This window comes from Marivirga sp., from assembly GCF_035704835.1.
Lineage (GTDB): Bacteria > Bacteroidota > Bacteroidia > Cytophagales > Cyclobacteriaceae > Marivirga.
On sequence record NZ_DASSWQ010000049.1, the window covers coordinates 36,047 to 52,081 of the forward strand.

General features: G+C 34.7%; 9 protein-coding genes. 7 read left to right on the forward strand and 2 right to left on the reverse strand.

The window, feature by feature from the left end:
* Nucleotides 1–103: 103 nt before the first annotated feature.
* Genes prmA through VFM92_RS07720 form a run of 3 tightly spaced genes read left to right on the forward strand, consistent with a single transcriptional unit; the run spans nt 104 to nt 7,150 of the window.
* Nucleotides 104–952: a 50S ribosomal protein L11 methyltransferase gene (prmA, locus tag VFM92_RS07710; protein WP_325121624.1), complete on the forward strand. Its 849-nt coding sequence runs from the start codon at nt 104–106 to the stop codon at nt 950–952.
* Nucleotides 949–5,736: a hypothetical protein gene (locus VFM92_RS07715; protein WP_325121625.1), complete on the forward strand. Its 4,788-nt coding sequence runs from the start codon at nt 949–951 to the stop codon at nt 5,734–5,736. The genes prmA and VFM92_RS07715 overlap by 4 nt, the downstream gene beginning before the upstream one ends.
* Before the next feature lie 31 nt (nt 5,737–5,767).
* Nucleotides 5,768–7,150 (forward strand): dipeptidase, encoded by a 1,383-nt coding sequence (locus tag VFM92_RS07720; RefSeq protein ID WP_325121626.1) that lies wholly within the window; start codon nt 5,768–5,770, stop codon nt 7,148–7,150.
* Between the two features lie 56 nt (nt 7,151–7,206).
* Here VFM92_RS07720 and VFM92_RS07725 read toward each other — a convergent pair whose 3' ends face one another.
* Complete coding sequence (locus VFM92_RS07725) at nt 7,207–8,247, reverse strand: sodium:calcium antiporter (RefSeq protein WP_325121627.1); 1,041 nt, start codon at nt 8,245–8,247, stop codon at nt 7,207–7,209.
* A gap of 109 nt (nt 8,248–8,356) precedes the next feature.
* Nucleotides 8,357–9,730 (reverse strand): hypothetical protein, encoded by a 1,374-nt coding sequence (locus VFM92_RS07730; RefSeq protein WP_325121628.1) that lies wholly within the window; start codon nt 9,728–9,730, stop codon nt 8,357–8,359.
* 150 nt (nt 9,731–9,880) lie between these two features.
* Here VFM92_RS07730 and rbfA point away from each other — a divergent pair, with 150 nt between their 5' ends.
* The 4 genes from rbfA to radA all read left to right on the forward strand — a co-directional run bounded on the left by rbfA (nt 9,881) and on the right by radA (nt 16,000).
* On the forward strand, nt 9,881–10,276 hold the full coding sequence (gene rbfA / locus VFM92_RS07735; RefSeq protein WP_325121629.1) for a 30S ribosome-binding factor RbfA: 396 nt from the start codon (nt 9,881–9,883) through the stop codon (nt 10,274–10,276).
* Nucleotides 10,277–10,294: 18 nt separating this feature from the next.
* Nucleotides 10,295–11,521, forward strand: a complete 1,227-nt coding sequence (locus tag VFM92_RS07740; RefSeq protein WP_325121630.1) for an ABC transporter permease — start codon at nt 10,295–10,297, stop codon at nt 11,519–11,521.
* A 105-nt stretch (nt 11,522–11,626) separates the two neighbouring features.
* Complete coding sequence (locus tag VFM92_RS07745) at nt 11,627–14,557, forward strand: DEAD/DEAH box helicase (protein WP_325121631.1); 2,931 nt, start codon at nt 11,627–11,629, stop codon at nt 14,555–14,557.
* Between the two features lie 78 nt (nt 14,558–14,635).
* Complete coding sequence (radA, locus tag VFM92_RS07750) at nt 14,636–16,000, forward strand: DNA repair protein RadA (protein ID WP_325121632.1); 1,365 nt, start codon at nt 14,636–14,638, stop codon at nt 15,998–16,000.
* Nucleotides 16,001–16,035: the final 35 nt, after the last annotated feature.

The window sequence follows — 16,035 nt, forward strand, 5'->3', positions numbered from 1 at the left end:
ATAAATATTTCTGCTATTAATTATTAGATTTTTAATCAATGTGGTTGAATTTGAAAGCTAGTCCTGTGCAATAAATTTAGCATTCTTAGTGTAAAAATAAATAATGAGTTATATATCTTTAGAAGTAAACTGCCAGGAGGATTTTATTGAAATATTCATGGCAGAGTTGGCAGAAATCGGCTTCTCTACCTTTCAGGAAAAGGAAGAGGGAAACGGACTTTTTGCCTATTCAGAAGAAAATCAAACGATAGAGGCTTCTCAGATTGAGGAGCTTTTTCAGCAATATGAAAGTTTGACTACTGTTTCGTATGAGTTAGGCACAGTTGAGAAAGAAAACTGGAATGCAGATTGGGAAAAGAATTATCAACCTATAGAGGTTGAAGATAAAATCTTGGTGCGTGCAGATTTCCATCCGCCTAATCCCAAATTTCCTATTGAGATAGTGGTGACACCCAAAATGTCATTCGGAACAGGGCATCATGAAACTACTTATCAAATGCTGAATTTGATGCATGATATGGATTTGAAAAATAAGGCAGTTTTAGATGCAGGTTGCGGAACAGGAATTTTAGCCATTTTAGCTGCCATTAAAGGAGCAGAATCTGTGCATGCTTATGATATAGATGAATGGGCTGTTGAAAATACTACTGAGAACTTTTCCTTAAATTCAATCAGTAATTCAAGCTATAAAATTTGGCAGGGCGAAGTGGACACTATTCCTTCTGAAGCGATTTATGAATTGATTTTGGCCAACATCAATAAAAACATTTTGCTTGCAGACATTCAACATTTACAAAAGCATATCAAATCGGAAGGATTTTTGATGTTGAGTGGATTTTATGAAAATGATATTCAAGATATTTTAAATGAATGCGAAAAATATTCGTTAGAGCTTTTCAGCCAATCCGTAAGAAACGAATGGGCGGCACTTTTGCTTAAGAAACATAAATGAGATTTATTTTCATTACCATATCGACCTTTTTATATTCCTTTTGTGCTTTTGCTCAGGATGATGCTGCTACAGAAGAAATTACTAAGCCTGATTTCTTACAGGCAGTTCAATTGGATTTGGCTACACTAAAGTCAGAAAAAGGTGAAGGGGTATCTTTATTTTTCCAAAATTATTGGAATCAAGAAAATCTATTTACTCAATCGAATCGAGAATTGATTAAAGAGATTTATAATCGAATGAAATCGGATAATCTTTCAGTTCGAGAGTACAGATTACCTTTTATAAGTACACTTTCAGGTGCCGCTTCAAATTTGAAAGATCCAGCTAATGCAATAAATTCTTTTCTTGAGATTAGTAAAAAAGCTTATGATGAATTAGATAGAAATCAGTTCAAATCCCTGTTAACAACCACTGAGCAGATCTTAGAGAAAAAAGCCATTTTTTATAGTAGATATTATCAAGTAGTATTTTCTGGTGGAAGCGTAAGTTTTGAATGGAATTCTGAGCCTGTTGCACTCATCGCAGAACAACCTGAAGCGGTGGAAGAAGTAGCGGAAAGTGAATGGGGTTCTGAATCTGATGATACATGGGGTGAAGAAAGTGAAGATGCGTGGGGAGACGATTCTGGCTGGGAAACGGAAGGAAAAGTGGAAGAAACAGAAAATCGGGCTAATCAAACAGTTGATTTATCGATATTTAAAGAACCAATGCCCTTGCTTGAAGGACCAATTGTAAAACTAAAAAATATAAATTTAAAATTTCTCAGTTCAACAGATTCAGTTAAGATTAATGACGTTTCGGGCAGCTTTGAGCTAATCGGAAATACATTCGTGGCTGAAGGTGGAGTATTGACCTGGGAACATCTAGGGAAAGATCCAAACGAGCTTTCAGCACAATTATCAGAATTTACTTTTGAAGTAAATAAAAAGGAGTTTACAGCAGACCAGGTTACACTTAATTACCCTCAAATCATTGAGGAACCAGTGAAAGGATATATTGATTTTAAGTCTGAGAATAGTGGTAAAAAAAGTGCTAGATATCCTTTTTTCCAATCTTACAAGTCTGGTTATGCGTTAAATTTTGTAGATGTAGACGGTCTTTATTTGAAAGGTGGAGTTACCTTAAGAGGAATGTCTTTAGGAACTGCAGCAAATGATAAGAGTCTGAGCATTATGGAATTGCAGGGTGCTTCTGCGAAAAAATTTAGAGCTGAATCTCCTAATTTCATTTATAAAGACAGCACATTTAGGTCTAATGTAAGTAGGGTTTCAATTTTCCAAAGAAAAGATTCCATATACCACCCAGGGTTGAGTTTAACCTATAATGTCAATGATAATACTTTGAATCTTTTAAAAAATAAGGGGAATTTTAAAAATACGCCATTTTATGCTAGCTATTTTAATATGGATTTCACAGCTGATAAATTAAGTTGGGATATGGATTCATCAGTTGTGGATATATCAATCTTGATAGCAGGAAACCGTGTTCCTGCTTTATTTGAATCAGCTGAATATTTTAATGAGTATAGATATAATAGCCTTACTGGTTTATACAGATTTCATCCTTTACAATTGGTAGTGAACCATAGTAGAAAAGCAAATAGTAAATCTTTTTATACAAATGAAGTTGCCGAAAAATCAGGGATTGAAGAACGACACATCAGATCAGCAATGAAGTTGCTGATGCAAAATGGTTTTATAAAATATGAAATTTTTAGTGGTAGAATTGACATGCTAGATAAAGCTTTTCATTATGTAGATTCCAGATGGGGAAGAAAAGATTTTGACAACGTTCAAATCTCTTCTGTATCATCTGGCAAACCAAATGGAAAATTGAACCTGGAGAAAGGTACTTTAGATATTATTGGAGTTAAAGATTTTATAATTAATGATAAGCTTGGAGTGAGAGTTGAGCCAGATAGCGGTCGGGTGGTGTTAAGAAAAAATAGAGATGTCCAGTTTGATGGAACAGTCTATGCAGGAAATTATCAATATAAAGGAGAAGAATTTAAAATGGATTATGATAGCTTCCTAATTTCAATGCCAAAAATTGAGAATATAAAATTTAACTTATCAAAAACTGAAAACAACAAGCAATCAAATAAGGAACAAGTTCAAAATCAATTAGTTGAAACTGCAGGCGTACTCTATATCAACGAGCCGAATAATAAATCAGCCCAAAAGGAATTCCCAAAATACCCTATTTTTAATGCCACCAAGGGAGCCACAGTTTATTTTCTAGGAGAAGAGATTTTAGGAGGCGTTTACGACCAAAGTCTTTATTTTGTCATTCCTCCTTTCGAAATTGATTCCGTTAGTAGTTCAGATCCTAATTCTATCGCTTTTGATGGGGTTTTTCATTCTGATGGTATCTTTCCTGAATTTGAAGAAAAGTTAAGAGTAATGCCTGATAAATCTTTAGGGTTCAATCATCCAGTGCCCGAAGAAGGAATTGATTTACTTAGTGGAGAGGCTAAGTTTTTTGGAAATATCAAATTAGATAATAAAGGATTAAGAGGGGGTGATAAAATCGAATACTTGAGTTCCACTATTCTTTCAGATAACTTTACGTTTTTCAAAGATTCTATAAAAGCATTAGGAAGTTATGCGAAAATAGAACCTGAAGATATTAATAATGTGTCTTTTCCGAATTTAGAAATTACAAATTTTGAAATGCGATGGTTAACCTTAAAAGACAGTTTGTATATGATCAATCAAACTAGTCCTTTTAAAATGTATAATGAAACTGCCTCATTAGAAGGGAGCACCATTTTATCTAAAAAAGGATTGTTTGGATCTGGAATAATTCAAACAAGAGGATCAAATACGATATCTAAAAGATTTAATTTTAGAGAGCACAGTTTTGCTGCAAGAAATGCGGCTTTCAGAATTGAGTCCTCTGATACTATTCCTGCATTATCTGCAGACAATGTAAGGCTCGACTTTGATTTTCAGGCAAACACAGCAACTGTAAATCCTGAGATTGAGGGAGATGCAGCCCTGAATTTTCCGTATGCAAGTTACAAAACCTCTATTCCTTCGGCATTGTGGAAGTTGGATGAGAAGATTGTAGAGATGACTAAACCAGAGAATATTAATATTAATAATTCTTATTTTTATTCGACCAATCCAGATCAAGATTCGTTAGTGTTTAATGCCACCAAGGCGATTTATGATATTGAAAGCCAGGCATTAAATGTGTCTGGAATTCCATACATCACTGTTGCTGATGCCCAAATCACTCCAAGTGGAGGGGAAGTTATTATTGGCGAAAATGGAAAAATAAATAAGCTTTTCAATGCGACTTTATCGCTCGATACTTTAACAAATTACCATAATTTATATAATGCTGAAATTGATATAATTTCTAGGAGTAAGTTCGAGGGAAGTGCAACTTATCGTTACGTAAATTCTGTAGGAGATACCTTTTCTATTAAAATGGGGGAATTTAGTTTAGAGCCAATTCCCAATTCAGAGAAAAGTGGCAAAAAGTTGCGCACTGTGTCTTCTGGTAGCGTGAAAAAGGAAGATCGAATGTTGATAAGTCCTGGGATGTATTACAAAGGAGATGTAACCATGTATGCAGATAAGCCGGCACTTGAGTTAAAAGGATATATACAACCAGACCTACGAGATATTCCAAATTATGACACCTGGATTTCCTACTCCAGTGATGGGAGTGCAAAAGAAGTTGTAATAGATTTTGATAATAGTACTACAGAAATGGGTGAGCCACTTCAGGCAGGATTGCATTTTGATAATGTTAATAATGAGTTATATGCGACCTTTATTAACGAAAAGCGAGATTTCTCCGATGTTGATTTTTTTAAACCAAGTGGATTGTTGACCTATAATGCTGCAAAGAATCAATTTGTGATAGAAGATTCAGAAAGAAAAGCTGGTTTAGGCTATGCTGGAAAATTCTTCGCTTATAATGAAGAAAATAAAAATATAGCCTTTGAAGGACCTTTTAAATTCATGAATAGTAGGAAAGAAGCAGAATTTAAAAGTGCAGGTTCTGGTTCAGGAGATTTACTAAGTCAGGAGTTTATTTTCAATTTAATGATGACACTAGAATTCGAACTGCCAAACGCTTTCACCTCCATTATTGGCTATGATATTCTAGAAGTAGTCCAGCGACTGGGCTTACCAGAATCTACCAAAGATTTGGAGAGGTTATTACCGAAGTTGGCTGAACTGGCAGGAAATAATACAGCTAAACAATACGAAGAGCAAATTTTCAATGAATATATTCCTCTAAATGCATTATCTTCTAATTTTACTAAAACCATAGTGTTGAATAATGTAGATATGAAATGGTCTAGCGAGGAACAAGCCTGGTATAGTGTAGGTAAAATTGGACTTTCAAATACAGGTAATCAGGATATAAATGCTAATGTAGATGGATTTTTTGAGATTAAAAGAAAGGAACTGGGGACTTCTATGAAGTTGTTTTTGCAAATATCTCCATCATGTTGGTATTATTTTCAATATGAGGAAGATCAACTTATTTTCTTTTCTTCTAACCCAGCAGCAAACGATTTAATTGATAAAAAGTCGAAAGCTGAAAAAGCTAAATTTGGAGAGTTTGTTTTTCTTAGTGGAGATAAATCCGAAGTGATTACCTTTATTGAGGAATATCGTAAAAGATATTTTGATATTGACGCACCATATTATTTGGAGATGGCAAATGAAGCAAGTAGTGCTGCAGGCGCACCAGCTAATAATATACCAATTCCAACGCAGGACACTCCAACTACGGATGACGATGACGATGGATTTTAATAATTAAAATAGTACATAAAAAGATTTATCAATGATAACAAAAGAAGAAACTAGCAAATATTTAGACGAAAACAAACAAAGATTTTTAGATGAGCTTTTCGATTTATTAAGAATTCCAAGTGTAAGTGCGGATCCTAAATTTAAGGGTGATGTCAAGAAAGCTGCGGAATTCATGAAGACTAAATTTGAAGAAGCAGGAGCCGAAAATGTAGAGGTTTGCGAAACCGCTGGTCACCCAATTGTTTATGCAGATAAGATTATAGATCCATCATTGCCTACAGTTTTAGTGTATGGACATTACGATGTTCAGCCAGCAGATCCCTACGAGTTGTGGGATTCAGAACCATTTAATCCAGTTATCAAAAACGGGAAAATTGTAGCAAGAGGTTCGGCTGATGATAAAGGGCAGATGTACATTCATGTGAAAGCCTTTGAAATGATGATGCAGAATGGTGGAGTGCCTTGCAATGTTAAATTCATGATTGAAGGGGAAGAAGAGGTTGGATCTGAGAATTTAGAAATCTTCATTGCCGAAAATAAAGAGAAATTAAAATCTGATGTCATAGTGATTTCAGATACTTCCATGATTGCAAATGAGCATCCTTCCATGGCTGTAAGCTTGAAAGGAATAAGCTATTTGGAAGTGCAAGTTACAGGCCCGAATAGAGATTTACATTCAGGGGTTTATGGAGGTGCCGTAGCAAATCCGATAAATGTATTAGCAAGAATGATTACTTCACTTCAAGATGAAAATAGGAAAGTGACAGTTCCTGGTTTTTACGATAAAGTGTTAGAGCTAACTCAAGCTGAAAGAGATGAAATGAATAAAGCTCCTTTCAATTTAGATAACTACAAAAAAGATTTAGGTATAGATGATGTGGAAGGAGAGGCTTCATATAATACATTAGAAAGAATGGGGATTCGCCCGACACTAGATGTTAATGGGATTTGGGGTGGTTATACTGGTGAAGGTGCTAAAACTGTGTTGCCATCAAAGGCGAATGCAAAAATATCAATGCGCTTAGTTCCTAATCAGAATCATCGTGAAATCACCAAGCTGTTTCAACAACATTTGGAAAACATAGCTCCTAAAAGTGTAAAGGTAAAAGTTAAGCCGCATCATGGGGGAATGCCTTATGTAACTCCAACCGATACCGATTCTTACAAAGCCGCAGAAAAAGCGTTCGAAAAAGTTTGGGGTAAAAAACCAATTCCAACCAGAGAAGGTGGAAGTATTCCGATTGTATCTTTATTTAAAGATATATTAGGCCTTGATAGTATTTTGATGGGTTTTGGATTGAATTCGGATGCTATACATTCGCCAAACGAAAGCTTTGGCGTAGAAAACTATCTAAAAGGAATTGAAACGGTAGCTTTATTCCATCAATATTTTGCTGAGCTGGGAAAGAAGTAAACCCTAAATGATAAGTTAAATGGAAGCCTGTTACTCGAAAGATTAACAGGCTTTTTTTATTTAATCACTATAGAAGTAATCCCTAGCGTTTCGAATATCATCCATACTACAAATAGAGCATAGAGCACTAAAAGGACTATTCCTTCCCATCTGACTAAAGCCAGGTTAGTTCGTAAAAAGACGAACATAATAATAGTGATGATTCCTAAAAAAAGTATTAGAGGTGCAGCAACTGTAAAATTCACTACCGCAGAGCCAGCTATCAAAACACCTACAGGAACAGCTACTAATAAGTCAAAAATATTACTACCAATTACGTTACCTAGACTGATGGAACCCTTAAATTTTCTAGCAATTTTTATACTAACAACAGCATCAGGAATGCTTGTTGCTCCTGCTACAATGGTTATACCCCATATAAAATCAGGTGTATTGAAAAATTCCCCTAAGAAGATGGCACCACTTACTAAACCTTCCACACTGGCTACGATGAGTACCAGACTAATTATGAGTTTAATCCATTCTTTTCTGATGTTTACACTTCCTTTATCAACACCTAAAACTGCTTGTTTTCCATGGTCTCTTCTATAATCTCGTGTTTCCATCCCCTGAATGAAAAGATATAAACCATAGAATACAATTGGAATAAAAGCAATCCATCTTGTCATAGTGCCTTCCATATTTCCTGGAGTAACTACTATAGGATAATAGATATAAGCAAGTGCAAAAGAGATAAAGAGAATGAAAATTGAAATGATATAATATTGTGTGTCTTTATAAATTAAACTTATTTCTGCAGGCATTCGCTTTACTAATACGGCAGAAATTCCTGGAATTACTAATATGTTGAATATAGCAGAACCAACAATAGCAGAAACCCCTAAGTCGAATTTACCATGTAATGAGGTAGATAGTATGGTTGCGGCTAATTCGGGAAAGCTTGATCCAACAGCTGTTATTATTGTTCCTTGAATAAGGGGTGGTAATCTATAGTAATCTGATAATTTCTCTGAAGATTCTTCAAGGAGACTCCCGCCTTTCCAAACGGCCCAGGTAGAAATTGATATTATTCCAATATATAATAATAGTTCTCCCATATGAAGCTTCAAATATGATTAAAATCAATTTCTAAAACAATAGCACATGTTCATTTCCTGAACAACAAGTGTTTAAACACTTGCAATTTAATAAGTGAAGTGTATTAGTTCATTTAATTTTATCTTTATTCGTATTTCTTACATAAAAATTAGTACTTTTTTGCTGATAACTCACTTTTGTAAAGTTCAGTTCTTGATGATTTTTTTGAAAAAATCCTGTGAAGTCTAAAATAACCTCAGGTTCGTTTTTTTGGATGTCATCAAAAAGCGCTATCAATCTTTCTTTTTCAGTCATTTCCTCTAAGAGAACTTGACTGAGCTGAGGATGATAATAACGAGTAGCAATTTTTTCAGCTCCAGCATAATTAGAAGTCTGCCCACCTAAAATCATTGTTGATTTTCCATTAATCACCTTTTCATAGATAGACTCTTGTTTTTTTAGCTTGTTAAAATCTCCATAAGAACATATAGGACTATTTTGGTAAAATATGGTGTAAGTAATGCTGATAATGATGATACTAAAGCCAATTGAAAATATTTCGGCTCTAATTCTCCTTTTTATTTGGAAGACAAAATGGATGATGAAAAAGGAAAAGGAAGGAATAAAAACCAATAATTCGAACGGTGCCTGTTGTTCAGAAAACCACCAGCTTCCGCAAGCTGCTAAAAACATAATGAACATTACTTGTTGAACTCTCACTTGATAGTTTGTAAATCTGGATGCACTAAAAGTCTTGTAAAGAGCGAATACAAATATTATCGTTGGGAAAATTGCAATAATAAAAATTGACTGAAAATCTAATATTGGGTCTATAGAATGAAAAATGTTGAAATTTATCCATTGAGAATAAAGTGAAGTCAAACCATCTTTCCAATAAAAGTAAATAAGAGTACCAATAATAGGGAAAGAAAAACCATAAATAAACAGTAAATATCTTCGTAAAACCAAGCTTGTTAATAATGCAAAAGACAATAAAGTGGCAATTAAAAAGAATATAGAGGGCAGATAGAATAAAACCGCTAGCCCCATATATATGCCTGTTTTTAGAATAGTTGCATCTTGCAATTTATTTTCAATTCTTAAGTAAATATTATCCAATACTAAAAGAATAAAGGTTAGGCTAATGAGTGCAGGTGAAAAAGTGAAAAAATCATAAAAAGTAAACATCATCAGTGCATAAATCAAGGCAGGTATGTACGAATTTTCATTATAGGCCTTGTTTCTTAACATAATGTTGTTGAAAAGGGAAAATTGATAGGTTACGAGTAGAAGAGATAAAATATGAAGTACTAAAATTGATTTTCCAAATATAAATTCTATCACCATATAAATCCATCCTGCTAATGGTGCAATTGGGCTTACTAAGTCTTTATACAAATCTTTTCCAGAGTTGAGAGCTTCACCAATCAAGAGCCAATTGGTTTCGTATATCAATGGCTCTGACCCAATTAAGTAAGGTAAGCGAATCAGCAATACTGCCAAAAAAAGTATTAGTAAGCGGTAAGGGTCGTTTATTCTGAAAAAACCTAACAATAGTCTTCGGTGTTGTTTAAAATTCGATTGCTAAATTAGGCGATAAACCACAAATTGTATAAAATATCATGCATATTTGTAAAGAAATTAAAGAATAAGATGGCTGCAGGTTCAAGACAAAAAAAATATTCCAGTTTATTACAGAAAGATTTAAGCGAAATTTTCCAAAAACAAATGGCTAATGCTTTTGGAAAAGCTTTTATTACCATCACTGAAGTGGAGGTTTCTCCTGATTTAAGTTTTGCTAAAATTTACTTGAGTCTGATGCTTTCAGAAAAGCCAAGTGAAACTTTGGAAATGATAAAAGAAAGAAAAAGTGAAATTAGAAAACATCTTGGTAATAGAATCGGAAAACAAGTTAGAATTGTACCTGAAATTGCTTTTTTTATGGATGAAACCTTGGAAAGAGCAAATCGAATTGACAAGATTTTGTCCAAACTTGACATCCCACCAGAAGAAAAGGACGATAATGATGATGAAGAAAATAACGATTAAAACCTCAGCTTTATAATTTTGAAAAACCTCTCATTTTTCATAGCAAGAAGATATTTCCTATCTAAAAAGAAAAAGGGATTCATAAATGTTTTATCCATTATTGCCATGGTGGGTGTGGCAATTGGTACTGCCGCATTGGTAATCGTGCTTTCTGTTTTTAATGGTTTAGAAGACTTAATTCGTTCCTTATACAGCTCTTTTGATGCAGATATCAAAATAAGTTTGAAGGAAGGGAAGTTTTTCGAGTATGATGAGGAACTAAAGCAAAAAATTGAACAAAATGAAGGGATAGCAGCTGTTGTTCAGGTGGTAGAAGATAATGTGTTAGTTCGGTATAGTGATGGGGAATCAATCGTGCGGATGAAAGGCGTAAGTCCTGAGTTTGTAGAAAATAGTGATTTGAAAAATCATATCACAGAAGGGCAATTAAAGTTGACCGAAAAGGAACAAAATTTTGGGGTAGTTGGTCAAGGGATTCGCTACGATTTATCCATTAATTCTCGCAATGACTTTTTAGCATTGCAGTTTTATTATCCTAAAAACATTAGTCCAGGCAGAACAAATCCTTCTAGCATGTACAATTCTGGTATATTAATGCCTGCAGGAGTTTTTGCCATCGAAAAACAATATGATGAAAAGTATATTTTTGTACCCTTGCGATTTGCAAGGAAATTAATTGGAAAGAAAAATGAATGTACTTCATTAGAAATTAATTTGGAAGAAGGTGTTGCGGTAAACGAAATACAAAGTTCACTTAAGCAATCATTAGGTGATAGATTTGAAGTATTAAATTCCGATGAACAACATGCCTCCTTGCTAAAAGCAATCAAGATTGAGAAACTGTTTATCTACATCACGTTTAGCTTCATTTTAGCAGTGGCTTCATTCAATATCTTTTTTGCCCTTACTATGTTAGCGCTTGATAAAAAAAGAGATGTCAGCATTTTATTTGCTATGGGAACTCCAGTGAAAACCATCCGAAATATTTTCCTGAAAGAAGGAGCCATTATATCTTTATCTGGCGCTTTGACTGGAGGTTTATTTGGTTTTATAATTTGCTATTTGCAGCAGGAATACGGGCTAATTTCAATGAACATGGCTTCAGCAGTTCAAGAAGCCTATCCCGTGAAAATGATTGCCACTGATTTTATTTTCACCATGCTTACAATTTCTTTAATTACCATACTAGCCTCCTTCAAACCAGCTCAAGTGGCAGCTAAATCAGTAGAAATACAACGATTGTAGTAATTTCTTCAAAAAAATAATACGAGTTCAATCCTAATTCCTTAAATTTCAATTCTGATTTTTTTTAAAAACTGACAAAAACTGTTTGATTGATAAGTTTTATCCATGAAGGTATTTACCACTCAACCATTTCAATTAATATATTCACTCTTTGAGCATGAGCATTTAGGCTACACCTTTGAGTCTTTTGTGGTGCAAAAAAATAGCAGAGGTGAATTAACCTTTTCACATCAAAATATTTCTGCTAAAAATGCGAATGAATTTGAGAAAGGGCTTGATGATGTAGATTACGAGCTCATCGAGTTGATGGATGAAATGCAGCAAGATGTAGTAGTAAGGAAATTCGCTAAAAAGAAAATGAAGCCTGCCGAATTCTTTGACAAGTTTTATAATCTGGATGGAGGAAATGAACTAGTAATGAGCGAAATAGAACGCTACATGGAAAAAAGGCGTTCTGAAATATTGAGTCGCATAAAAGGTAAGATGCTTTTCGAAATGGGCAATGATGGTGAGCCCGCCTGGCGAAAAATTGATATTATGGAGGAAAAGGCCACAATCCTTTTTCATTTTGTTAAAAACGAAGACAACACACATTACTTCCCCACCATAAAGCATAATGGAGAAAAGTTAGAATTTCAGTATAAAGGTGCATACCTAATTTGCAATGAACCCGCATGGTTAGTGGTGGACCAAAAGCTCTATTCTTTTGAAAAAGACCCAGAAGGAAAGAAAATTAAGCCCTTTTTGAATAAAAAATTTATTGCGATTCCACAGAAAGTAGAAGAGACTTATTTTAAAAAATTTGTTGCTCCCCTAGTGGCCTCATTTGATGTTTTCGCCAGAGGTTTCAAAATTAAAACTTTCAGGGAAGAACCTTTTCCTAAGCTGAAAATTTCAGAACTGGTCTCCACATCAGGTAAAAATCTGGATTTATTCAGTAATGGTGACAAGGAAATAGAAGATGAAGGTAAATTATTACTTGAATTGAAATTCACCTATGGAGACCACACCTTTCCGCTTGGAAAAGGAGAAGGGGTTTCCGTAAAAGTTGAAAAGGAAGATGGGCAGTTTGTATTTAAGCGGTTGGTTAGAAATATTTTGAAGGAAAAAAGTCTTCGAGATGCCATGGTGGCTAGAGGCTTGAATATTCTGAAAGGAAAATTAACCGCTCCTAAGACACAAGCATTTAGTTGGATTTCGAAAAATGTAGAATGGTTAGAAGAAAACCAAGTAGAAATACTGCAGGAAAAGCTTAATAACGATAAAAATTATTTTGTAGGGAAATCCACAATTGAAATTGATATTTCAGAAGGAATCGATTGGTTCGATATTAATGCTGTCATAATGTTCGGTGACTATGAAATTCCATTTAAAGAGCTCCGAAAGCATATATTAAATAATCAAACTGAATTTCAATTACCTAACAATCAGATAGCTGTAATTCCTTCTCATTGGTTTGAAGATTATTCTGGACTATTCAGCTTCATGGAAAATGGTGATGAAGATGCCATGAAAATGAGGAAGCATCATCTGTCTTTGGTTAGTGAAATGGAAAAAAGCAATTTGGCCAAAGTCCAAATGGATAGAAAAATGGCAAAGCTGAAAGATTTCACTCAAATTGATGACCATCCTATGCCTGAAGATTTCTCTGGAGAGCTTCGACCATACCAAAAAGAAGGCTTCAACTGGCTGCAATTTTTAAATCATTATAATTTTGGCGGTTGCCTTGCCGATGACATGGGTTTGGGAAAGACAGTGCAAACCTTGGCTATGCTTCAATCCGAAAAGGAAAGTGGCAGAACAGCTGCTAGTCTTTTAATAATGCCTACTTCTCTGGTCTATAATTGGCAATCTGAAGCACAGAAATTTACGCCAGAACTGAAAATTTTTGTTTATACCGGAACCAATCGAATTAAAGATAGCAAGCAATTCGAAGATTATGATCTGATATTAACTTCCTATGGAATTACACGTCTGGATATTGATGTTCTATCTGGATTTTTATTCAATTATATTATCTTAGACGAATCTCAAGCCATTAAAAATCCTGATTCTCATATTGCTAAAGCCGTAAAAAAGTTAAAATCAAGGAGAAAATTAGTTTTGACTGGAACTCCAGTGGAAAATAGTACGATGGATTTATGGTCTCAAATGTCATTTGTAAATCCTGGCCTTTTAGGTAATAAGAAATTCTTCAAAGATGAGTTTGTAACTCCCATTGAGAAAAAGCGAGATGAACAAAAATCTCAAAAATTAGCCACCCTGATTAAACCATTTATTTTAAGAAGACATAAATCACAGGTAGCAACTGAATTGCCTGATAAAATTGAAAGTGTTCATTATTCTGGCATGACCACCATGCAGGAAGAAAAATATGAGGAGGTAAAAAACTACTTCCGAGATATGATTTTAGATGAAATTGAGAAAAAAGGAATCCGTAGCTCTCAGATGATTTTGTTGCAAGGATTAACTCAATTAAGACAAATTGCCAATCATCCTAAAATGGTGGACAAAGAATATCAAGGTGACTCCGGAAAAATGGAAGATGTGACACATATGTTGAGTTCCATTATTTCAAAGGGGCATAAAATTTTGGTATTTAGCCAGTTTGTGAAGCACTTGAGCCTTTTCAAGGATTATATGGAACGAAGTCATATCAAGTATGCTTATTTAGATGGCACCACCAAAGACCGTCAAAAGGAAGTGAAATTATTTCAAGAAAATAAGGAAATATCGGTCTTCTTAATTTCTTTAAAAGCGGGTGGTTTAGGCTTGAACCTTACTGCAGCTGATTATGTGTTTTTACTTGATCCATGGTGGAATCCTGCTATTGAGCAACAAGCAGTAGATAGAGCACATAGAATAGGTCAAAAGCAGCAAGTTTTCACCTATAAGTTCATTACCAAAAATACGGTAGAAGAAAAAATATTAGCGCTTCAAGAGAAAAAACTAACCCTTGCGAGAGATTTAATCAGCACGGAAGAAAGCTTTATGAAAAGCTTAAGTAAGGAAGATATTCAAGGGATATTGTCATAAGATTTTTAATTCTATAATTAATTTCAGACTCCAAGACTTTCTTTAGTTTTATAAATAAATTGTAGGATAAATTATTTTATGGCAAAAGTTAAATCAGCGTATTTCTGTCAGGAATGTGGACACGAATCCCCTAAATGGGTTGGGAAATGCCCTTCTTGCGGACAGTGGAATACTTTCGTGGAAGAAGTAGTTGCTAAAGAAAAATCCTCAAGCGGCTATCAATCTACCAATAAGAGAGCTAACAAACCCATTGCAATTCAAGAAGTAGAAAGTACCAATGAAGCCAGAATAAAAGTGGCAGATAGGGAACTAAGTAGAGTTTTAGGTGGAGGGATTGTGCCAGGATCCTTAGTTTTAATCGGAGGTGAACCAGGTATAGGGAAGTCTACTTTAATGCTTCAAATAGCATTGCAACTATCAAATCTTAAGGTGCTGTATGTGAGTGGGGAAGAAAGTGCTCAGCAAATTAAAATGAGAGCGGATAGAATGGAACATGATTCTAAAAACTGCTTCATCCTTACTGAAACTCATACAGCTGATATTTTCAGAGAAGTAGAAGCTTTAGGCCCCGATTTATTAGTGATTGATTCCATTCAAACTTTACACTCTCCAAAAATAGAATCAGCTGCAGGAAGTGTGGGTCAGGTTAAAGAGTGCACTGCAGAGTTGATGCGCTTTGCAAAAGAAAATAAAATCCCTGTCTTTTTAATCGGTCATATCACTAAAGATGGAGCAATAGCAGGTCCTAAAGTTTTAGAGCATATGGTGGACGCAGTGCTGCAATTTGAGGGTGACCGCCATTTGACTTATCGAATTTTAAGAACCACCAAAAATCGTTTTGGTTCTACCAATGAATTGGGCATTTATGAAATGATGCAAAATGGTCTGCGACAAGTGAGCAACCCTTCCGAAATATTAATTTCTCAGAAAGATAAAGACAGCAGTGGGACAGCCATTGGAGCAACCTTAGAAGGCAACCGCCCTCTTTTAATTGAGATTCAAGCATTGGTAAGTGCCGCGACCTACGGAACGCCTCAGCGTTCTGCTACGGGCTATGACAGCAAAAGATTGAATATGCTATTGGCGGTGCTCGAGAAAAGAGGAGGCTTTCGATTAGGTGTTCAAGATGTATTTTTAAATATTGCAGGCGGTGTTCGTGTAGAAGATCCTGCAATTGATTTGGCAGTATGTATCGCAATCATATCTTCTTTGGAAGAAATTCCATTGTCTTCTAAAACATGTGTTGCTGCTGAAGTGGGGTTGAGTGGTGAAATACGAGCAGTAAATAGAATAGAAAACCGTATAGCTGAAGCAGAAAAATTAGGTTTTACAGAAATTCTGGTTTCTAAATTTAGCATGAAAGGAGTTGATATTTCTCGTTATAATATAGAAATTAAAACTTTCAGCCAATTGGGAGAAGTAGTGAGTTATTTATTTGGATAAGGCTGTAGGCTTATTCGGGGAAAAATTCAAACTTT